This is a genomic window from Agrobacterium sp. 22-210-1 (assembly GCF_053522525.1).
The window spans coordinates 848,714-869,019 of sequence record NZ_JBNWCI010000003.1 but is presented as its reverse complement, the minus strand read 5'-3'; the positions used below and the strand labels follow the sequence as shown (position 1 = coordinate 869,019).

At 56.3% G+C, this 20,306-nt stretch carries 11 protein-coding genes and 4 pseudogenes; 4 read left to right on the top strand and 11 right to left on the bottom strand.

Annotation, left to right across the window (positions count from 1 at the left end):
- Positions 1–1,122: 1,122 nt before the first annotated feature.
- Positions 1,123–2,930 (top strand): annotated as a pseudogene (locus ACQZ5F_RS22240) (BID domain-containing protein).
- Positions 2,931–2,999: 69 nt separating this feature from the next.
- On the opposite strand, the pseudogene ACQZ5F_RS22235 reads toward ACQZ5F_RS22240, so the two are convergent.
- Positions 3,000–3,185: pseudogene (locus ACQZ5F_RS22235) on the bottom strand (IS3 family transposase); the annotation flags it as partial.
- A gap of 627 nt (positions 3,186–3,812) precedes the next feature.
- Here ACQZ5F_RS22235 and ACQZ5F_RS22230 point away from each other — a divergent pair.
- Together ACQZ5F_RS22230 and ACQZ5F_RS22225 are read left to right on the top strand one after the other, a co-directional pair.
- On the top strand, positions 3,813–4,397 hold the full coding sequence (locus tag ACQZ5F_RS22230; protein ID WP_225337900.1) for a hypothetical protein: 585 nt from the start codon (positions 3,813–3,815) through the stop codon (positions 4,395–4,397).
- Positions 4,398–4,422: 25 nt separating this feature from the next.
- Positions 4,423–4,953 carry a hypothetical protein gene (locus ACQZ5F_RS22225; RefSeq protein WP_225337901.1) on the top strand — a complete coding sequence of 177 codons (531 nt, stop codon included), beginning with the start codon at positions 4,423–4,425 and terminating at the stop codon, positions 4,951–4,953.
- A gap of 1,130 nt (positions 4,954–6,083) precedes the next feature.
- Here the strand turns inward: ACQZ5F_RS22225 and ACQZ5F_RS22220 are convergent.
- The 9 genes and pseudogenes from ACQZ5F_RS22220 to ACQZ5F_RS22180 all read right to left on the bottom strand — a co-directional run bounded on the left by ACQZ5F_RS22220 (position 6,084) and on the right by ACQZ5F_RS22180 (position 18,812).
- Positions 6,084–6,923: a leucine-rich repeat domain-containing protein gene (locus ACQZ5F_RS22220; RefSeq protein ID WP_225337902.1), complete on the bottom strand. Its 840-nt coding sequence runs from the start codon at positions 6,921–6,923 to the stop codon at positions 6,084–6,086.
- A gap of 104 nt (positions 6,924–7,027) precedes the next feature.
- Positions 7,028–11,404 carry an RHS repeat-associated core domain-containing protein gene (locus ACQZ5F_RS22215; RefSeq protein WP_225337903.1) on the bottom strand — a complete coding sequence of 1,459 codons (4,377 nt, stop codon included), beginning with the start codon at positions 11,402–11,404 and terminating at the stop codon, positions 7,028–7,030.
- Positions 11,394–11,903 carry a hypothetical protein gene (locus ACQZ5F_RS22210; protein ID WP_225246268.1) on the bottom strand — a complete coding sequence of 170 codons (510 nt, stop codon included), beginning with the start codon at positions 11,901–11,903 and terminating at the stop codon, positions 11,394–11,396. The genes ACQZ5F_RS22215 and ACQZ5F_RS22210 overlap by 11 nt, the downstream gene beginning before the upstream one ends.
- Complete coding sequence (locus tag ACQZ5F_RS22205) at positions 11,900–12,487, bottom strand: PAAR-like domain-containing protein (protein ID WP_225337904.1); 588 nt, start codon at positions 12,485–12,487, stop codon at positions 11,900–11,902. The genes ACQZ5F_RS22210 and ACQZ5F_RS22205 overlap by 4 nt, the downstream gene beginning before the upstream one ends.
- Positions 12,487–13,695: a DUF2169 family type VI secretion system accessory protein gene (locus tag ACQZ5F_RS22200; protein ID WP_448730963.1), complete on the bottom strand. Its 1,209-nt coding sequence runs from the start codon at positions 13,693–13,695 to the stop codon at positions 12,487–12,489. Before ACQZ5F_RS22200 ends, ACQZ5F_RS22205 begins: the two co-directional genes overlap by 1 nt.
- A 16-nt stretch (positions 13,696–13,711) precedes the next feature.
- Positions 13,712–15,979, bottom strand: a complete 2,268-nt coding sequence (gene tssI / locus ACQZ5F_RS22195) for a type VI secretion system tip protein TssI/VgrG (RefSeq protein WP_448730962.1) — start codon at positions 15,977–15,979, stop codon at positions 13,712–13,714.
- Between the two features lie 502 nt (positions 15,980–16,481).
- On the bottom strand, positions 16,482–17,150 hold the full coding sequence (locus ACQZ5F_RS22190; RefSeq protein WP_225338064.1) for a hypothetical protein: 669 nt from the start codon (positions 17,148–17,150) through the stop codon (positions 16,482–16,484).
- Positions 17,151–17,247: 97 nt separating this feature from the next.
- Positions 17,248–17,370: pseudogene (locus tag ACQZ5F_RS22185) on the bottom strand (IS3 family transposase); the annotation flags it as partial.
- A gap of 62 nt (positions 17,371–17,432) precedes the next feature.
- On the bottom strand, positions 17,433–18,812 hold the full coding sequence (locus ACQZ5F_RS22180; protein WP_225338063.1) for an enoyl ACP reductase FabMG family protein: 1,380 nt from the start codon (positions 18,810–18,812) through the stop codon (positions 17,433–17,435).
- 106 nt (positions 18,813–18,918) lie between these two features.
- On the opposite strand from ACQZ5F_RS22180, the pseudogene ACQZ5F_RS22175 reads away from it, so the two are divergent.
- Positions 18,919–19,080: pseudogene (locus ACQZ5F_RS22175) on the top strand (thioredoxin domain-containing protein); the annotation flags it as partial.
- A 356-nt stretch (positions 19,081–19,436) separates the two neighbouring features.
- Here ACQZ5F_RS22175 and catB read toward each other — a convergent pair.
- Positions 19,437–20,066: a type B chloramphenicol O-acetyltransferase gene (gene catB / locus ACQZ5F_RS22170; RefSeq protein WP_225338062.1), complete on the bottom strand. Its 630-nt coding sequence runs from the start codon at positions 20,064–20,066 to the stop codon at positions 19,437–19,439.
- Positions 20,067–20,306: the final 240 nt, after the last annotated feature.

Sequence of the window (20,306 nt, the reverse complement as noted above, 5' to 3'; positions counted from 1 at the left end):
TATCATGATATTGTTATTATGATCGATTGCCACTCAAATCTGATCTCCGCTCTAATCAAATCCATTTCACCTATATAGTTTCCACACATAATCATTCTTCGGCAAGATCGATAATTTCAACGTAGAATCATATATTTACGCGTTATTGCCCCCACAATTCGCAAATTGCAGGCCGTAAAAGCAAGATTCTGGTCGCGGATTTTCATTCACCCTCAAATATTCCTATATAATTCAACGCAGCATATATTTTATATGTATCCGCATATATATCTATATAAATATATGCTCGTGGAATCCTCCCGGGTCGCAGATGTATTCCCCTCTTCATCTCGGTTCCAAACTCAAATTCTTCTTCTGGTTGTGTAAATATTACTTCTTGCGCCGACGATTCATAATCTTCGCCATCCTTCGCCTCATCAGGGCTGTATCTGCACGAGCAGCAAGGACGTACGTCTCATAGAGACCCATTGAACACACCTTTCCTATCACGCAACGCAGTTGCGTCCGTGTTATGAGCTTCCTCTCTCCCATCAGCATTTCAGCTCGATGGGCATTGCAACGGGGCACTGAAAATTGCCGCCTAGGGAAAATAAAGACACTTATCAGTGCCCCGCATCAGCGATTCATCCTGCCAAAGCCAGCCCTTCAGCCAACGACATTCGGAGAAAAAGAAAGGCCCACCACCAACCCGTCCATCTCTCCTCCATTCATCACCAGAGGACTTTCGCTGTCAGACCCCGAACATGAAAGTGACCGTCTCCTCCCGCAAACGTCGCTGGCTCAGCGCAAAATCGGAATGTCTCTCGGTTCATTGCAGAACAAGAGCAGTGTACCCTACGCACAAGGGGTGGGGATGAACGAAGAAAAAAAGGCCGTCTCAAAAGACTATAGATGATGAGGAGAAAAGCATCAACCCATTGGAAAAATGGGGAAAATTATATCGAACGCGCAGACTTGTTCCTTTAATAATTAATCGCGCCTTTGCACATTTTCCAAATATCAATCAGGAGAAAACCGCCCGATGGAGGCTTTCCCCGTAATCCCCGTTTATTAGTTGCTTTGTCATAACATTCTTGAAGATTTCGACAACCTTTGCAGGCGTTTCGGTAGAGCGATGTTCGAATAGGAGCGCGTCGATCGACAATTGATCGAGGCAGGTCGCCCCCCGGTGACCGGATCATCTTCCTCGAAAACAACCGCGACCTCGCCATGAAAAACGGCATGCTGGGCACGGTCGAGCATGTCGAGCCGAATAAGATCATCGCACGGCTCGATGGTCGAGGCGGCGATAGCGTCAGCATTCCCACGGACACCTACCAGGCGATCGACCACGGCTATGCGACGACGATCCATAAAAACCAGGGGGCGACGGTTGATCGCGCCTTTGTGCTGGCGTCCAGCACCATGGATCGGCATCTGCCTATGTTGCCATGACCAGGCACCGCGACAGTGTGCAGCTCTATGCCGACAGCCAGGAGTTCACTAATGCGGGCCGGCTGGTCGATCACGGCGCGGCTCCCTATGAGCATAATCGCCGGGCGCGAGAAAACTATTTTGTGACGCTGGAGAATGACAAGGGCGATCAGCGCACGGTGTGGGGCGCCGATCTCAAGCGGGCCATGCAGGAGGCATCGCCAAAGATCGGGGACAGGATTGGACTGCAGCATGAAGGAGCCACGCCTGTCACGCTTCCGGACGGTACGCAGGCCGAGCGCAATTCGTGGCGCGTCGTCAAGGGTGATGAACTGGCCTACCAGCAGTTAGAAAACCGCCTGTCGCGTTCCGGAGCGAAGGAAACCACGCTGGACTATGTCAGGGACTTTGCCGAGCGGTGGGGTATCGCAAGCGCCCCATGGATCGGGCAAGAGTTTGGGGTGAGAAGCGAGATCGAACTTGCTTCCGCCCAAAATGAGCGTCAAGACATTTTGTCCCGTGCGGCCCATCTGCAACGGGAGCAACAGGACCGGCCATCAGAGTGCCAGCAGGTTTACGAGGAACGTTCCGGCGAACTGGCCGGCCCTGTTCGCCGCGAAGATCCTCGCAATCAGTTCGCCCGGACAGAGGACAATAATGGATATCGCCGCATTCGGTGGTCCGATCTCATGTCGCAAGACGGTGCCGCCGTTCTTGCCCCCACAGAAGCTATCGGCCAGCGATCGCCGTTGGAACCCGGTAAGCCCACTCCGCTGGTGCCAGCAATCACCCGTCACGACCGCAGCATCGAAGAGGTGCCGCAGCAAAGGGCGATGTCCGTCATCGATCAGCGATTCGATACGGTGGAATCTCTAGTGCGGCACGTGTTCCGTGATCCGGTGGACGTCGCCGCGAGGCTGCGCACCGCGATTACCGAGAAGGAAGGCAACGGCAATATCATGACGAAAGCCATGGCCGAGCAGCCAGAGCGCTTCGGGGAGCTACGCGGCAAGTCGGGAATGTTCGGAAACAACAAGGAGCGGAAGGAGGCGCTGCAATATGCCAGGTCTCTCTCTGCCCATACTGGCCATGTCTCCGAGGCATGGGAGCGCTGGCTTGGAGAAGAGCGGGATAGCGAACAATGGCAGCGCGAACAGCGTGATGTGATCGCGGTACCTGGCCTCACGCCGCGCAGCGCCGAGATCATTGCCAAGATGGAAAAGACGCCGGTGGAGAGGCGAAGCAAGTTCATCACAGAGCTGCGCTCGTCACCTGAGGGCCGAGTCGCGCTCGATGAGGCCAAGCTGGTGGCCGAAGCGCTCACGCGGCGGTTCGGAAGCTCCGATCCTCGCAGGTTTGCCGAGGAGCTTGAGACACGCCCGGAGCTCGCAAGGCAGGCCGAGCAGATCAAGACGATCGCCCGCATGGTGGATCGTACACGCCAAGCCGACCTCAGCCATGACCACGCGCTGAAACAGCAGCTTGCCCGGTCTCAAGGGCTTGGATTGAGTCGATAGTAAGAGCTGACGACGACAACAGTGTTTGATAGCGGCCACCCTTGAAAGTGCGCCAAGCTTCCAAATTTCCTAGGCGTCGCGATGGACTTGCCCCCTCGCGGTCGGAGAGAGCATTCCGTTTCTGATGTGTTTGCGTTTCTGGTTGCAGAACATTTCTATGTAATCGAACATGTCGTGACGAGCTTCATCGCGTGAACGGTCGACCCTGCCGCGTATCCGCTCCCGCTTCAGAAGGTTGAAGAAGCTCTCGTCCACCCATCGGTACGGATCGAGAAACCGTTATCCGTGAGGTCGAGGGCGAAAAGGTTCGTGAGGTTGAACTGGTTGACCGGCGCAAGTAGGAAGCGGAAATTGTTCCGGCACGTGACGACAAAACTGTAGAGGTTGAGACTTCTCGGAATGCGCGTCTTCTGTTAGAAAAAAAGCAGCGGTCCGAGAGGTGAAGCATCACTTGCAGATCCTGCGGCAAGGCAGTTGAACCGCCTTGAGCAACTGGGGCAGAAGCGCCAAGCAGAGCGCGCTTGAGACGAGCAGGAACGATAAGATAGACCGAGGAAGCCTGCTTCACATAAGCCACGAGAAGAATTAGCGGAGAAGTCGAGGCGTGATAGCGATATATGATTCCGGTGGGTTTTGCGGTGGCCCTACGTTTCGTCGTGGGGTTCGTGGTAGCGCATCGCTGGATATCACCTAGGTCTATCTACAGTAATGATATCAGGTAATCGCCAGCCACTGGCCATTCTGATTAGCGAATAAAGCCGGGTTAGCTTGTCTTTTTCATTTGGAACGCGCGGGAGCTCTCAATTGCAGACGGATGCCCCTCCAACGTACAGCTTTACCACACAAGTCGCGATGCCTTATCAAAGCTCCCCGAGATTCACGATGATCACGACGGCCTACGTCATCGACGCCAAAGGCCTTTCGGTACGGCGAGGACAGTCCGTGAGCCTCATCCCGTGGACTTCTTTTCGGTTCCTGCACCTTCATGTTACAAGTGGCGTCGGCACCACTGGATTTCCAGTCTACAGCGCGCGTTTGCGGATGCTTTTCACATCAATACAGGTATCCTCGCTGGATTGGCAGGGAGAGACACGCGTCGATCGATCCGCCGACTACGTTAGGTTCATGAAAGAACTGATTCCGTTTGCAGTCGCCCATAACCCGCGTCTTCGCCTCCGATACGGCGGCGACCCTATGCTGGAGGCGGCGATCCCGGGGGTGCTCGCCCTCGTCTCTATGCCGTTCTTGTTGATCCCCTTTCTGATCTTCAAACCGCTCGGTGCTCTGCTTTCTGGCTTCAAATTTGCTGGCTTGAAAAATTTGGGTTTCAAACCCGTGGTTGCGGCAATCATCGCGGGGCTTGGTGTGGTGCTTAACATGCTCCCATGGTCCACCGGTAAGCAGTTCGAGGCCGACGATCTGCCGACCGCGGAACTTCCACCGAAATATCGGCAAGGTGAAGTCTGAAACCACATCTCGCAGGGAGAAACGCGTGCGTTTTTTAATCGCTTTATTAATTGCTTTAGCATCGACCAACGGGGCCGCCGTTGCATGCCCTCTCGATGACGTCGTGAAACTTTGCGTAGGGAGTGGTGCGAGCGCCATTAAGTTAGAAAGCGGAGTCAAGAAGGGTGACTGGACTGTGAAAGTTCTTGCCCTTCCGTCAGAATCTCTCCCGACAACCGGTAGTGCCGTCTACACCATGGCGAGCGGGCGAGAGTTCTTCATAGGCTATCGAGATTTCAAAGATTTTTCCTATTCGCACTGCGAACTCAACTTCGTTATGGCCCTCGCAAAGCTTGGTGAAGAAGGAATGACTTGTACGGCCGATGAGTTTACAGCCTTCGAGACGGCTCTATCTCAAGACTCCGAAACTAAAGTTACCAAGGAGATTGCGACCACCGGAACTGCCTTCCTCGTAGAACGGTCGAATAATACTTGGATGACTGTGATCCTCGCCACTAACATGGGGCAGCAGAAACCGTTCAACGTGTGGGTCGAAACTTCCTGGCTCAAAAGGTGACGCGTTGATGTCTGAAGACCAAGAATGAGCGCCCGATTAACAATCGCTAGTAGGATTGCAGGCACAGCAAGGGCGGTATTGCGAAAGGCTCAAAGTTTTCCCGACTTAGAGTTAGCTGGGGATGAAGATCGCCCAACCTGAAAGACATCGGCGTTGAATCGATGCTCCTGGCACTTTCTATGGAAATGGCGCTCAAGGCCTGGTTCGTTTTTGATCATGATGATCCAAAGATCGTCAAATCACACGACCTTTCTAGGCTGTTTGACAAGCTTAAGACTGAAAGTCAGGAGACACTTGACGGGGAGTTCAAGAAATCTATATCCCGTACCATCCCAATGGCCTTCATATCGACTACGGCATTCGTCATTTGCTGTATTAGCACAAAGATGCGTTCACCGACTGGCGCTACATCCATGAGCCAAAATCGACGATGTTTGATCGAGGCGCGTTTGAAGCGACGCTAGAAATGGTGCTCAACGAATTCGAAAATCGATATCGCTTGGAGAGGATAGAGCCACTTTGGCAACCTAAACAGATTCGGGCGGGGAATGCTCCGGTGCGGAGACGTCTGACTGTATGATCTGCTGATCCGAAACCCGCCTCTCCCCTCTCCACTCAAAGAGGTCAATGTCTTGCTCTTGAAGGGAATCGAACCCGCGGCAAGGCCTTGATTATGATGGACTATCAGTGACTTACCACTTCAATAAGCTTCAAAATCACTAAATCGACACGACTTCCCGGTCATCCAATTCGACAGTTCCGAGAGAAACCACTCTTCGCTCTCACGATCTTGCCGAGGGAACGCTTTCCTGACCGGCACGGACTACACCACCTATTTTGAATTTCGGGAAATCAGGCTCACCACCCCGATACGCTCTATTACCGCCGCCGCCAGGAGGCAGTCGATCGCTGCGTCCCGCACCAAGCTTGCTGAAATTCACCCTTCCGCTGTTTAAAAATACCTTATGGCAAGGCACTGCTGTAACCAGATAGCCGGCGATGCTGCAACGAAATATGCCGGTACATTCCATCATCCGGACCAGATGGCCTGATGATAAACAACGAAGTATTCGTGGTCCTGAGACGGCCAATTCCACAACTCGCGGCGGGGGTCGCGACACGGAGAGCGGTCATAGGGCAGCGAATTCGTCGCCGAGGGCGTCGTAATCTCCGCCTTCTTCATAGAACGGATCCCGAGCGCGATACGCGTTGATGACATAGTTCTCAAGCTTCGGGAAATTGTCGCGCGGAAATTTGCAGGGATAATGCGACGCATCGAGGTTTTCGAGCGACCTGCTCGCCAGCTTATCCCAGCCCTCAAGCTTGTTCTTACCCTCGAAACGCAGTGATCGTAGTTTGGTAAGTTCCGACAGGCGTGAGACGTCGCCCGTAATCCTGCTGGAAACAAGTTGCAGGACTTCAAGATCCTTAAAGCGCAGAATGTCGTCAATGTCCTTGATAGTCGATGAGATCAGAAAGAGTTTTCTAATCGGTGACTTTTCGAAAAGTGCAAGCGATCCGCTGAACCCGTGTAGCCCGAGATTTTTCAAATCCGGCCATTCGTTGCCAAGGTTCTCGACCTTATTGCTCTTCCAATCGAGATTAAGCCAGGTCTCGAGCTTCGGAAAAAGCTCCGGCAGTCTGGACCGGAAAGAAATGCCGTGGGTAGTGATCTTTTTGATGTTCGGGAAACTTTTGAAGACGTCGAGATCGAAATCCTCGGAGAAGGCGCCGGACCCGACTATGCCGATTTCAATGATATCATCCTTCTTGCGGATGCTGCTGAAATCGGGAGAGAAATAGTCCTGCAGTTCGTTCTCGGCGATGTCTTCAACCTCGATCGAAAATCCGGTGCAACCATGTTCATCGATGAGGTTCGAATAAACCTTGAAGGCAGCCTTGTTGAAATAGGCTGTCTTCCGGAGTGCCGGGGATCGCGTCTCCTCGATGAAGATATATGGCCCTGTCATCAGGTTTTCCATCGTTCTTTCATCTATTTCCAAAACGATCTCAGACAATTAGTTTCTCCATTCATGCATCGCTAAAACCAAACACCAAACTGTGGTTTCGATCATCAGCATCGACCAAAGGCGGTTCTTATTCGTGTCGCAGTCAAAGTTGCAGCCGCTCGTTGGGCAGGTGTAGCACGGTTAAACACCGATTGCCCGTCGAGTTTCACATTGGCCCAGTTGCTATCAGCAACCGCGTTAAATCCCGATTGGGACAAAAGCCGGTTCTCGACCAACGCGCCATAGTCTCTCGGGGTCATACCAGCCGCCGCCGCATCTGCATCGGTATTGGTATAAAGACGGCGCGGGCATCGGTTACGACCTTGCTCTCTCGTGCTCGACCCGGTTCGATAGCGCATCGACTCCGCCATGCGCGTCGGCTCACCCTTGCCCACATAACACCGTTTGCCAGGTTTCATTTGAAAAACGTATACGCCATAAAGGCCGAGTGGATCCGCCCACCACGTCGGTATCTCGACATAACCATGGGTGCGCAGCCCCCCAAGAAGACCTGTAGGATCGGCGCTCAGATATTGGCCTGTTGACGGATCATATGTCCTGAAGCGGTTGTAACAGAGGCCAGTCTCAGCATCTTCCCATTGCCCCAGGAACCGGATGGGGCAGAGATCAGCATCGATCACCGCCGTGTGCGCGCTTATCCCGGCTTGGTCATCGCCTCCCGGCTCAGTATCAGCAACGTTGACAAGCTGGGCCTGAACCGATCCGAAACCTCGGGATACAGCGCCACCAGAAACCGCTCCGCGATTGTCATTGGCCGCGGTCCAAAGACCCCGAATTCCGCCCCACAACCTGTAGGACGAGGACCAGACGACTTCGCCTGATGGCCTCACCAGCTCTCTCGGCGCACCAAGATGGTCGGTTACGACGTGGAGAATACGTTGCTCGCCGGAAGCGTTAATGTCGACCCGGAGCATTGGCACAAAGCTGTCAGGCTCAAAATGCCACCAAACGAAAGACTGCCTGTCTTCCGAAGCATCCGCTATCCGATGCTCCACCGCCAGCACGTCGCCGTCCCAAAGGAACCGGTGAACTGAAAGAGTGGCGCCGCCATTCCTGCCCTGTCGCCTTGCTGCCCGAACCTGCTGCTTTTCGATTCGGCGCCCGAACGGATCGTAGGAGTACCGCCAAGCCGACCCATCCGGGCATTCCACCCCAATCAGCTGATCAAAACCGTCCCAAAGGTAATGGAAGCTCAGCCGGCGGAACCCGTTGCGATCCACATGCCGGTCGGAGACGCGACCGGCAGCATCATACTCGTAACGAATCTGCTCGCCGTGGGGGCCAAAGGCCTCCAGCACCTCGCCGCCAGTGGCGTGTGACCATTGTCGAAGAGGGCGACCGAGCGGGTGGTCGGGAAGGGCCGTTTCCGACGCAGCAATATCCTGGGTCGGCGCGTAATCGAAACGCTCCACCTCGCGGTTGTCGCCGCCGATCCCGGCAATGGCATCGGCTGGAACGGTCGCAAGAACAGGCGCTCCAGGATTCGGCCCCCCGTGCCACGCAGCGGTGACCTGTCCGTTGCCATCCATTTCATAACAACTGGTGCCCCAAAGTGGATCGGCCACCATGGTCGGTGCCGCTGAGCGGTCCCATTCGAACTGCCGTGACCAGATTTCCGGCAGCGGAGTCGATCGCTGCCTGCCGGCCTGCACTCGGCTGGACGCCGTCTGGCGGACGAGCTGGCCCAAGGGGTCATGGACAAATTCGATAACGAAGCCTTCCGGCGTCGTGCGGCGGACGGGCTGCCCCAATCTATCCCGTATGACATTCAGAACAGAGCGTTCGCCGAGAGATACGCCGGTCAGGGCACCGAGCGGGTCGTAATCATAGGTGACCACCTGATCGCCTATACGACGCTTCACCCGATTGCCACAACAATCATACTCGCTTTCGATGCGGATTCCGTTTGTCGTTTCCGAAATCGGCTGGCCAGCTGCATCATACTCCAGTGAGATCGTGACGTGGGCGTTGCTGGCGAGATTCAATCTCCCGACATCGTCATAAGCAAATGTCTCGCGCTGCAGCGCTTTGGTTTCACCCGGCAAAAAGGCGGAGCGGCTGACAATGCTTCCCGACGCGTCCCGTTCATAGGCGAGGACTCTGCCATCCGGCTGCTTCGCCTCGACCACCCTGTCCGCTCTATCGAGCGCGTAATCGGTCGTTCTCCCGCTAAAATCGGTTTCCTGAACAATACGTCCGCCAACGTCACGAACGAAGGTCCATTCCCGTCCCGCTTCGTTGACCACCTTCATCAGATTGAGTTCGTCATCGTAATGGAAACCGATGCGCCCGCCCAAGGGGGTGACCGACAGGACAAGATTGCCAAGTCCGTCATATTCGTAACGGCTTCTGCGCCCTTCCCCATCCACGGTTTCCAGTAGGCGTCCGTTCTCTGAGGTATAGCTGCTGAACACAGCACCATCCGGTCGGATAATTCGCGTCGGGCGAAAGAAATTATGCCCTGACTGGTCCTCGTATTCGTAAGTGGTCGAAGCGCCGTTTGCTTCAGTCATCCGGACGACGCGCCCAAAGGCGTCTCGTTCGAAGCGCGTGCGCGCATTGCGGAAGTCCAGCGTTTCGGTGAGCCAGTTGTGGCCGTCATAAGCGTTCTGCGCAATCAGTCCGTCATGCCGAAGGACGCCGGTTGGCAGTCCGGCCGCATTGTTGCGGATTTCTGAAATATGCCCGACCGGGCTTTTGACAAGGCTAAGTGCGCCAAAATCGTCGTAGTGGAAGTCCCATGCTTTTCCAGCATTGTCTATGACGAGCTCCATATCGCCTTCGGACGTCCAACCGTAATAGGTCGAACGACCGACCGGGTCCCGAATGCTTTTCACATTTCCGGCCGCGTCGTAGGCGTAACGGGTCTCATTGCCTTCTCCGTCGATCTCGGCTGCAATCCGCCCTTCATCGTCTGTTACAAAGCGTTTCTCATGACCGAGCGCGTTCACTTCGCGGATGATCGCGCCATTTTCGTCATAATGAAACTGGATGGCGCGGTGCCTGTCCGAGCCGGGCATGTAGGTCGTGATCCGGTTTACTTCATCATACTGGAAAGTCGCGGATACACCCAGGTTGCTGACCGTTCGCGTGCGTCTACCCTTCTCGTCATGCTCGAACTTCGCATGATAATGGCCGTTGCGAATAACTTCAGAAAGCATGCCCCAGTCATCATAAGCAAATTCATGACGTTCGCCATAGGAGCATTCCGCCAGCACCATCCGCTGCTTCTCATCATAGCGATAGCGCATGACCGTCTTGCGGCTGCCATCAACACCTTCAAGTTCAGCCAGCATGCGCAAGCTGCCTTCGTAAGAAAACAGTATTTTCAGGCCTTCAGGGGTCGTGATCGACAGAAGGTTTTCGGCGGCATCCCGCGCGAACTGGAGTGCATTTCCGCGCCGGTCCTTGATTTGCCCGATACGCCAGATACCGTCCCTGCCTTTGGCGAAATGGGTTTCCAGTGCATCCTCTTTAAGGATCAGTGCGCGGCCATGGCCCTGCATCAGACTGGTATTGCGGACTGTGTCGCCCTCTTCCCATCCATCGGGAATAGGCGTCGGCGCCTTGAAATTAACAGCGAAACCATCTTCGTCGAGCAGGGTGAAACCCTTGGCCTCGTTCCTGCTTATAGTCGCATCGATATCGCTCAGTCGGCCGCGGCCGAGTGGGCCACTTGCCTCGACATCGCCGTACCATGTGCTGGTAATCGCAAGCTTGAGCAAACCGGGAATGGAGAAATCGGGATCGTAATGGACGGGAATTCCCGTCGGCATAAAAGCCGGATTGCCGGCGAGCCGGCACTCTTTGCGTTCACGTCGTTTGCGCCTGCGCCCCCTCACGCGTTCCTGTGCGCGAGTACGATTGCCTCCCAATCGGCCACGCGGCCTTCGCCAACGGCCGAAGAGTTTTCTCCCTCGCCTGCCCAGCCACCCGCCGGGACCGCCAAGCAAGTCCTGCGGGCCTACCTCTATTATATCCCACCCGGACGCCCGTGCGAGGAAGTCATCAGATTGGCCCCGCGCCATATGAAGGCGCTGCGGTCCCGTCATGTTATCAAGAGACCCTTGCATGCTGCCATTGGTCTCTATGAAATCCTCAAACGATTCCGCGTAGGAGTGATTTTCCAGCGCATTGAGTTCCGTCGCCGCGATATAGGCGTCGGCCTGCAGGTTGGTCCCGTATTCGATCTGTTCCGCGTTTGGACGGTTGCTACCCACCTCACGGTTCAGGGCACTCAGTTCCTCATCGATCTCGCGCAGTTCCTGCTTGCGGTCATCGATCATCTGCTGGCGAAGCGCCTCGGCATCCTGTTGAGGTGCGCCCGATCCTACGACCACACGCCCATCGGCATTGGCGGGCGTCTGGGCGACATGCGGCTGTCCGCCATTGCGCTGATGGACCTCTTCATCACCCGCCATGTGAGGCCTCCTGCAGCGCCAGGTAGGCCGCGCCCCAAGAGATACCCGCCAGATTTGAATAAGCGGAAAACTCCCAGCCCACCGTCTTCCGCAGGCGCGAGACAATCACGAAACTATCGCGCGCCGCCTCTGGCAGCTGCCGCCATTCGGGCGAGCCAAGCGCGACGCCCTCGTGGATGTCGAGATGGTATTCCTCGGTCATAAAGGCGTGGAAGACCATGTCATCGAAGCGTAGCGTTAACGCATCGGCCGAGATTTCGGCGGCCCGCAGTCGCTTACCTGTGAAATGGCTTCCTATCACTCCACTTGAGAGGGCAGCCTCGTCCTGTAGCACGATCGCGCCGCCCTCATCGACCAACGCCCACTGACATCCGTTGCAGATCAGTTTCACCTCACCGTCGGCGGATGCGAAAAGCAGATGAAATATGCTGCCATAAATGTATTTTGAGGCAGAGATCGGAAGCCCGACTAGAGATTGAATGTCGTCCTGGAAACTCATTTGCCGAACTCGTCGATGATAATCTGCTTGATTTCTTGAAATCCATAGTTCTGCTTGGTAATAATCTCATGAAGTTGTTCCAGCTGGTCGTCAGTCAATCCGTATTGCTTCCCCAGCGCCCTCACTTGCCGGTTCTGAGCTCGGTTGTTGCCCGGCGTTCCGCCGCTGCCTGCCAAGAGGATCGGCACCTTTTCTTCGCCCATAGTACGATGGGGTTCGGTGCCTCCCGGCCCAGGCCTGTTGATCCAGGCCGGATCGGAATCGCGCACGACTGCCCAGCCTTCTGAAAAGACCGTTTTCGAACCCTTCTTCGCCAGCGCATGAGACTTGTAGCCGCTGACCTTGACGCCCCTTCCGACTCCCGGCTCATGGCCCGTCACGACCAGCGCCCGGGAATTCAACTGAAAATCCTGCTGGCCGTTGTTTCGAACCGTCCGGGACGTGCGCACGGAAGACCCCAGTGCCACCATGGACATGTAGGGTACGGGCACCATCGAGGAACCCATCGGCGTCTTGCAGACATCCGGGCCGGTGCAATGCATGATGTTCGCACCGTCGCGACGTGCGGAGATCGGAATTGCCATCAGGCGGCCTCCTCTTCATCCCGGTCGGGATCAAGAAGCACAGGATCGCAGGCAACCTCATCGGGGTTCACCCGAACCGGATTGATCCGCCGCATATCTTGAGGGCCACAGCGCAAAAGAGCGAGATCTTCAGTCGCCGTCATATCGTAGGGTGTGCGCCAGATACAATAAATCCGCGGGTCGTTCTGGTCCTGCTCACTGATCTCAAGATAAACAGTATCAAGAACCATCTTGAGCGCCACAACGCTTTCGTCATTGCGCCGAGAGATCGCGACCAGCTGTTCGTCGGGCAGGCGAATAGTGAAATCAGGACGGTCAGGAAAAAGGTTCTGCAATTCTATGCGAACCGCACCTTCCAGATAACGGGCACCCTGACTGCTGACAGGCGCCGAATTGTGGAAACGGTAATCGTAATCTGCCGCCCAGTTGGGCCAGATGTGCTCGATCCAGTGCTCGTCATAGGTTCCACCCAAAGGACGGCGCGGCAGCCATGCAGGCGGAACCGGGCCTAGACCTTCAACAGCGTACTGCCCATGGGCGTCCGACAACACTGTGTCTCTACTTAAAATTTGTGGCGCATGGACCGGCTTTGTATGGTCGGTGAACTCCGGGTCAATCAAGCCGCACCCAATCGGATTGTGCTGAAAGGCCTCCAGCACAGGATTGCCGTCATCGTCAAAACCCTTGTCGATAATACCTCCGAAGGCGTGCTCGTACCGGATCGGCAGGCTCCTGATTGGACCTGGGGAAGACAATGCCCAGCCTCGGAAAAGCGGTTTAAACTTCCGCCAGTCCCGCTTCTGCCCGTCGCTCAACTCCCTCAGCCACTTCGGGGTCCACTTCCTCGGCCCTGTGACCCGCAATTCATGATGGACAAAAATGCCCAGATCGTCGGATACCTTGATGGAAACAGGCCATTCTGTTGCTGGCTTTCCGCCCGGAGCGTAGGCCGTCGCATCAACGATGACCTCACTATGCGGTTTATAGGGTACGAAATCGGACGGGTAGCGCACCGAAGAGAGATTGAGATCGCCATGGTACGTGTCAGTGAAAACAAACGGCTCCTGCTCGCTCGAAAACCGGCATTCGCCATCCATGCCAATATCCAGGGCAGTCTTTGCCATGAACACACCGAATTCCTTGCCCGCAGCATTGCGGTTTGAGAATCGGAGGTTCGCAAAAGGCGTGAAGTTGGTGATCTTGACCATTTTTCCAGGAGCCTAATCAGTTGAGGTCTATGACTTTGCCGATCTGCTGGAACGAACCTTCAGCCTCGAAATGAAACGTCACGCCCTTGATGATGATAGTACCGTCCTTCTTCATCGTCATAGATGACTTACCGACTTCGATGACATACTCCTCTCCGACAGTAAGTTTCTTTGCCTTGCCGACATTCTCCATGGATGTCTGGCCGACATTCGTGACCTTGCTGACCCCAACCTGCTCGGTTTTTGCGATGCCAACGGATGTGGACTGAAACGAACCGATTATCGTGTTCATGATGCCCGGCAGCGGAAAGAGACCGGAGGCATCGGAACCGACGCCCGAGCCGGAGCCGGCAAGCGCCGTGCCTGCATCTGCCCGCGGACTTGGGCCGGAGACCACGCCATCCCGCGACGACATGCCGCCAGCACCGAGAAAGCCAAGCGCCGATGAGGCAAGTGTCGTAGCAAAGGCAGCGACACCCGGGCCACCTCCACCGGCGATCTGTGCTGCCTGACTGAGCAACCCCGCCGTCTGTCCGGAGAGCGCCTGCACGCCCGCCATGGCCATCATCGCCATCGGCCCCGTGCCGCCAACGACGGTGTTCACCGAGCCGCCGATCTCGTGTTTCTGGTTGCCGGAAACCTCCACCGCGCGGTTGCCGCCGACCGAGGCAACCTCGTGCCGGTCAATACGCTTGGTGCGATCGTTGAGAACCCGCGTCGTCTGGTCCTTCTGGGCGTGGAAGAACTGGTTCTCCTTGCCGGCCTCATCCTCGAAGGTGATTTCGTTGAAGCCGTCACCCTTGTGGCTGTTGGAACGCAGTACCATGCGCGTCTTGTTGGCGGGCAGGTCGTAAGGAACGGAATTGGCAGGATTGTTGACCACGCCGATGACCAGCGGCTTGTCCGGATCGCCATCGACAAAGGCGACCATCACTTCCATGCCGATGCGCGGGATGACCTGCGCGCCCCACGTCCCGCCGCCCCATGCCTGGCTGACCCGCACCCAGCACGTATCGGTTCCATCCTTCTTCGCCTTGCGGTCCCACGGGAACCACAGCTTGATGCGGCCATATTGATCCGGATGGATTTCCTCGCCTTCAGGACCGGCGACGATCGCCACCTGCGTACCCTCGATCCGCGGCCGCCTCGTCGCCCGGTGCGGCGTCAGCGGCACACGTGCCGGGATCGCCTCGAAGTGATTGCGATATTCCGGCTCGTTGCTGTTTGTCTCATAGGAGAGATCCACAATACTGTGGCTTGCCCTGATGATCACATGTTCTTCATAGGCATGTTCCGGATGCGCAACCTCGTAAGGCGTAAAGCGGCGGCCGGCTTCCAGGATGCGCGTGGTCGAAGACCCGAATACACGGTCATGGTCGGCCTCGATGGATTGGGTTCTGAGTTTCTGCGCCCGCTCGGCCTCTTCAACCGTCTTGATCCGGGCCGGATATTCATAAAGCTCGCGTTTCGTAGCATCCGGCATCTGCACCAGTGAGGGCGTCATGGTGCCCGGCACCATGCCCGGTGTCTCGAAATTCCAGTCCGCACCCGCACGCTGGCCCGATACATAGGAAAAACGCCGCGCCCAGTCGCTAATGTGGTTGCGATCCGAAGACCCCTGCGCCAGACGCACCTTGCCTTCGCCCTGCGCCGAAGCCGATGGGGCAAGCCAGCCGCTGGCGCTGTCGGCCACATGCAGCTTGTGGGAACCATCCTCATGGGCAAACCAGTAGAACAGCCCGTCCTCTTCGAAACGCCGGGTGAGATAGTCCAGATCGGTCTCGTTAAACTGCACGCTGTAATGCTGCGCCGGCGGCGGCGAGATGATGCCTGATGTATCGGGGGCGGGAATGCCGTGTTCGGAAAACAGCGTCTCGACGATCTCCACCGCCGTCTTGTCCATCCAGATGCGGCAATCCGAGCGGCGCGACAGAAGCCACATCTGCGGCCGCAGCGTCAGCGCATAGGAGCGCATGCCGCGGGTGATCGGCGGACCTTCGTGCAATTCCGTCACCAGACCGTTGAACGGTCGGCGGATGCCGCTGCCCTCTTCCCCGTCGCCCTGGCTTATCTCGACCGACACATCGACAAGCCGGCCGATCAGCTCCTCGGGCTTGACCGCTTCCTTCTTCGCACGCAGCGTCAGGTGGATTTCGAAGAGCCGCGACACACCCTCATCAACCGCAAGTCGTTCCGGGAGAAGCTGGTCTTCGCCCAGCGGGGACTTGACCTTGAGAACGCGGCTCGCCTGGAGAAAGTCCGAAGATGCAGGCTGGTCGGTCATTGAACCCCCCGGGGTGTTCAGATCGATGGAAAATCAATCAGCTGTCAAAATCTCGACAGAATGCAATCAAACATTGTGGCGAAACCAAGGACTCATCATAAATTATGCAACCAGAAAATGCCAAAATACCATCTATGACATCTGATAGCGCGAGCAGAGCGTGACGACCGGAACGACGCCGAGACCAATGAAGCATGATGCCGATCACTATGGCCTTAGACGGGAAGACGCCGCCGGGACTCACCACGGTGCCGGCTGGTGCGTGAGTTTAACGAGGCGCGGCCACCGGATTGCCAGGCTGTTCAGGGACAGTATCTACGGTTCGAGTGACGCCGTCTATCGTCAGGCGCGTGCCTGTCGCGACGCCATCCTGCTTGCCATTCCGCCCGCCGCTGACGAAGGGCAAGCCGTGCTTCCGCGCAAGAACAGTCGAAGCGGCACGTCCGAAGTGACTGGGGGTTCGGGTCAAAAACTATACGAAGGACAGAGTGTCCCCCGTCGTTCATACCGGGCGCAACAGGCTTCCTGTCGTTCGCAAACGCTCCTCCAGCAATTCCACAAGCTGCTCCTCGCGAATGCGCCCTTGTCCCAGGCCGAGCTTCATGGCCAACTCGCGCCAACCATAAGTCGGCTGTATCTGGGCTGCGCCATAGGTATCAGCAAACCACGCGAGAGCGACTGCGTACCCGTAACCGTATTCCATCTCGACGGAACCACCGACAGATACCCAAATATCGGCACCGATAAAAATCGGTGTCCTGAAATCGCCACCTATTACCATTGACGAGTCTTCCCTTGACGCGAAAACCCACTCCCTGACGACAGCGTCTCCGGTGACGAAGATAATGCTGGCCCAGTCATTATCGATGCTGCCGCAGTTCAGATCGCCGAAAACGACGAGGGTAACATATCCATCGCCGCCTTCGATGCGTGTTGAAACCTTGCCGCTGACACGCAGGTTTCCGTCGATCACAGTGATCCATGAAGACGGGACGAAATCCCCGTCAATCTCCAGATCACCGCGATGAATATATGCATCTGCGGTTTCCGTCTGCGGGCCGCCAGGAACCAGCTGAAACCTCGATAGAGCCTTAGCCACGGCCGGGTCGGGGAGCTCTTTCGACCTTCGGGTTACAAATTCCTGCCACTCTGCTGATGTTACATTGTTCAACGACCCGATGCTCCTCATTTCGCCGAATACACCTGAACGGCAGCATACCACCGGATTTGACATAAAGCGGACACCAGGAGGCTGATGTTGCCGATGGCACTCCCGCCTTGCCGAGCGCACCCGACAAAAAATCATTCTCCAAGGTCTGTTCGCCAATCCTGGCGTCAGGCGTTTTTAGATCGACAGCAGATTCGGCCGGTTCAGCCTTGGCTTCATCGCCGCTCTAAAAATTCATCGCTCCACGGCCAAAACACCAAGTTTCCAAGCGATGCCTGGAAGCCTTCACACCATCTCGATGTGTGAGGTTTTCGCTCCCTGCGCGACAAGCGGCGTGGCAGACTTCGAATGCGGGTGGGAAGCGTTAAGTCGCCGCGCCACGATATCGTGGTTGAGCCACAGGACAGGACCGGAGGGTTCGGACGATTCGCCGAAAATCAGCTGCCCGGTTGCCTTCACAACGAGGCCGCTCAAGTGGTCGCTGATCATCACCTTTCTATCCCGATGCATCTGGGTGATCTCATTGGACGTGCCGATGGTCAAATCAGCCTGTGCCTGGCTGTTTGCCATGGGCCAAGCCGAAAAATCATAGAATGGACGCATGACCTCGCTGGCCTGCATGGCGGCGATCTTGCCGAAGACGTCTTGCATGGTTAAGCCATCGGCCAGCAATTGCTCGCAGGCCTGCCACTGTTCGTCTGCCCATTGGCCACCGTTTTCTTTCTTCAACGCAAGCAGCAGCGGTATCAGGGGCAGCTCGATACCCGTGAACACATCGGACGAATTGGTGCGGATTTCGGGGCAGTTATAGACAGTTGCCTTGATGCCTGTCGCCCAGGCTTCCTCTGCAATGCCTTCGAGCCGCATCTTGGCATAACCCTGCGTGTAATTGGTGTAGGTCTGCCAACGATAGCTTCCGTCAATGAGGACGGCTGATCCGTGGTAACCGTAGGCCGTGTATCGCACTTGTCCGCCCGAAGCCTCCACACGTTCGCGGATCGCCGCGCTGAAATCAATGAGATGGCGGAAGGTATTTGCAGAGACGTCGTCAAAATTCTGCAGGATGAGTTTTCCCAGATCACTGTCGAGCAGGGTCTGCGACGACATGTGGCGGGTTCCGGTTCCCTTGTAGATTCGATTGGCGACGACCAGGAACACCTTCGCCTTCGGGATGCCTCCGGCCATTGTGTGGGCGAAGAAAACATTGCGGCCAGAGGCGATCATGCCATCGAGAACGGCCATGACTTTTGAAAGCGCTTCCTTAAAACGCGCAGTGGCGATGTCGCGGCATTGTCCGACATAGTCCCAGTCGAGCTTGTCGTGTTCCCAGCTCTCAAGCTTCATATTTGCCAGGAGATCTGTGGGCGTTGGGCCGCCTTCGGGCGCATCCAGATCGAAACCCGCCATGAGAGGGATGTTGATGATCCTGCCGCCCAGCTGGGCCTCCGCCGAAGCCAGTTCCTCGGCGTTGAGCGGCCGCAGCACATTGTTCTCGTCGCGCCGCCCGACCGTGATCCCGACAATCTCCATTCCAGCCCGTCTGGCTTCATCGAGCAGGCCGGTGGCATATCCGCGGCCGAACAGTTCGCCGAAAAGGACGAAAACATCGCCTTTACGGAAGACCGTGTTCTCGGAAAGATGATTCAGTGCAAACGGATTTTCCATGCTGTCAGCTCTTTGATTCGTGTGTCGTAGAACAATGGCTCATACGAACTTCACAAACACATGACCGCACAGGCACGGGATGGAAACTCATTTTCGGTGACCGTTTATTTCAAAACGTGAAGTTGGTCGCTGTTGTGCCTGCGCAAACGAGCTGGGTCTCGACGTCGAATTCATCAAGGTCGATCAGAATGATCGCACAACGGATCAAGGGAAGAACTTCTACAACATCAACCCGCATGGCTATATTCCGGCGCTGGAGCTTGAAGACGGCAACCTGCAGCGGGAAGGTCCCGTCACCGTTCAATATCTTGCAGACCGGAGGCCCGAGGCGGGCCTTGCGCCGGCGAATGGAACCTTTGCGCGCTACAGGCTGCAGGAGATGCTGAGCTTTCTTTCGACGGAAATCCACAAGGGCTTCATCCCGCTCCTTTATGCGCGTCAGGCTGGTGACTATATCGAGACGGTAAGGCCGAAGCTGGCGAGGCGGCTCGAAAATCCATTCTTCAGGAGGGCCTGGAATTGCAGTGACAGGGCGGGCGTCTGGCCTTCACATATCCGGAAACAGCTCCCGGATCAGGCGCGATCGCCGGCCCGCCCCAAGGAGACGAGCCGACAGCTTCAAACCTACAGAATGTCAGATCGCCAGAACCGATACAGCTCCGCGACATTGCCGCTGGTCATGAGCGGCATTGCGGCCTTGAGCCTTTCTGCCGGCCACTCCCACCATTTCATCTTCAGCAGGCGGGCAATGTCATCGTCATCAAACCGCTTGCGAATGGTTCTGGCGGGGTTGCCGCCGACGATGGTGTAGGGTTCGACGTTCTTCGTCACCAGCGCCCGGGTTCCGATGACGGCACCATCGCCGATCTTGATGCCGGGCATGATGATCGCTTCCGAACCTATCCAGACATCATTGCCGATGACGGTGTCGCCCGCCGGCAGATAGCCATTCTCCGCTCCCTCGAATTCCGGCACTTCCGGCATGAAAAAGAACGGGAAGGTGCTGATCCACTCGTTCCGATGGCCCTGATTGCCCGCCATGATGAAGGCAGCGCCTGAGCCGATTGAGCAAAAGCTTCCGATCACCAGCCTGTCCGCACCCTCATCCGGCAGCAGATAACGGGCGCAATCTTCAAAGCTGTGGCCGTGATAATATCCGGAATAATAGCTGTATTTACCGACGACGAGGTTCGGGTTCTTTACCAGCCTGTCGAGCGTGATGCCCCGGAAGGGGCTTTCGAAATAATTTTCCATTGAGGTAGTCTCACTGCATGTGTTCGCATTCGCCTGCCTTCTGGCAAGCCGACGCCAAGCGTGAAGCCGGTCGGCTTCTCGCTCGATGCTCCTCGCGCTGCGGCGGGAGCTAGATGCAGGTGATACTCGAGGTTTTTATCATCCTGTCTGATTAGCGCAAAAAGCCTCGAAGGCCAAGCCACGCTGACCGGCAGTATGTGGGAAATCGCTTAGCGCTCGTCACCAAACTTGGAGCTGTTT

Coding starts and splice junctions, on each gene's coding strand:
- tssI (WP_448730962.1), bottom strand. CDS start 15,979: ATGACCGACCAGCCTGCATCTTCGGACTTTCTCCAGGCGAGCCGCGTT.
- ACQZ5F_RS22205 (WP_225337904.1), bottom strand. CDS start 12,487: ATGGCAATTCCGATCTCCGCACGTCGCGACGGTGCGAACATCATGCAT.
- ACQZ5F_RS22230 (WP_225337900.1), top strand. CDS start 3,813: ATGATCACGACGGCCTACGTCATCGACGCCAAAGGCCTTTCGGTACGG.
- ACQZ5F_RS22210 (WP_225246268.1), bottom strand. CDS start 11,903: ATGAGTTTCCAGGACGACATTCAATCTCTAGTCGGGCTTCCGATCTCT.
- ACQZ5F_RS22200 (WP_448730963.1), bottom strand. CDS start 13,695: ATGGTCAAGATCACCAACTTCACGCCTTTTGCGAACCTCCGATTCTCA.
- ACQZ5F_RS22220 (WP_225337902.1), bottom strand. CDS start 6,923: ATGACAGGGCCATATATCTTCATCGAGGAGACGCGATCCCCGGCACTC.
- ACQZ5F_RS22180 (WP_225338063.1), bottom strand. CDS start 18,812: ATGGAAAATCCGTTTGCACTGAATCATCTTTCCGAGAACACGGTCTTC.
- catB (WP_225338062.1), bottom strand. CDS start 20,066: ATGGAAAATTATTTCGAAAGCCCCTTCCGGGGCATCACGCTCGACAGG.
- ACQZ5F_RS22215 (WP_225337903.1), bottom strand. CDS start 11,404: ATGGCGGGTGATGAAGAGGTCCATCAGCGCAATGGCGGACAGCCGCAT.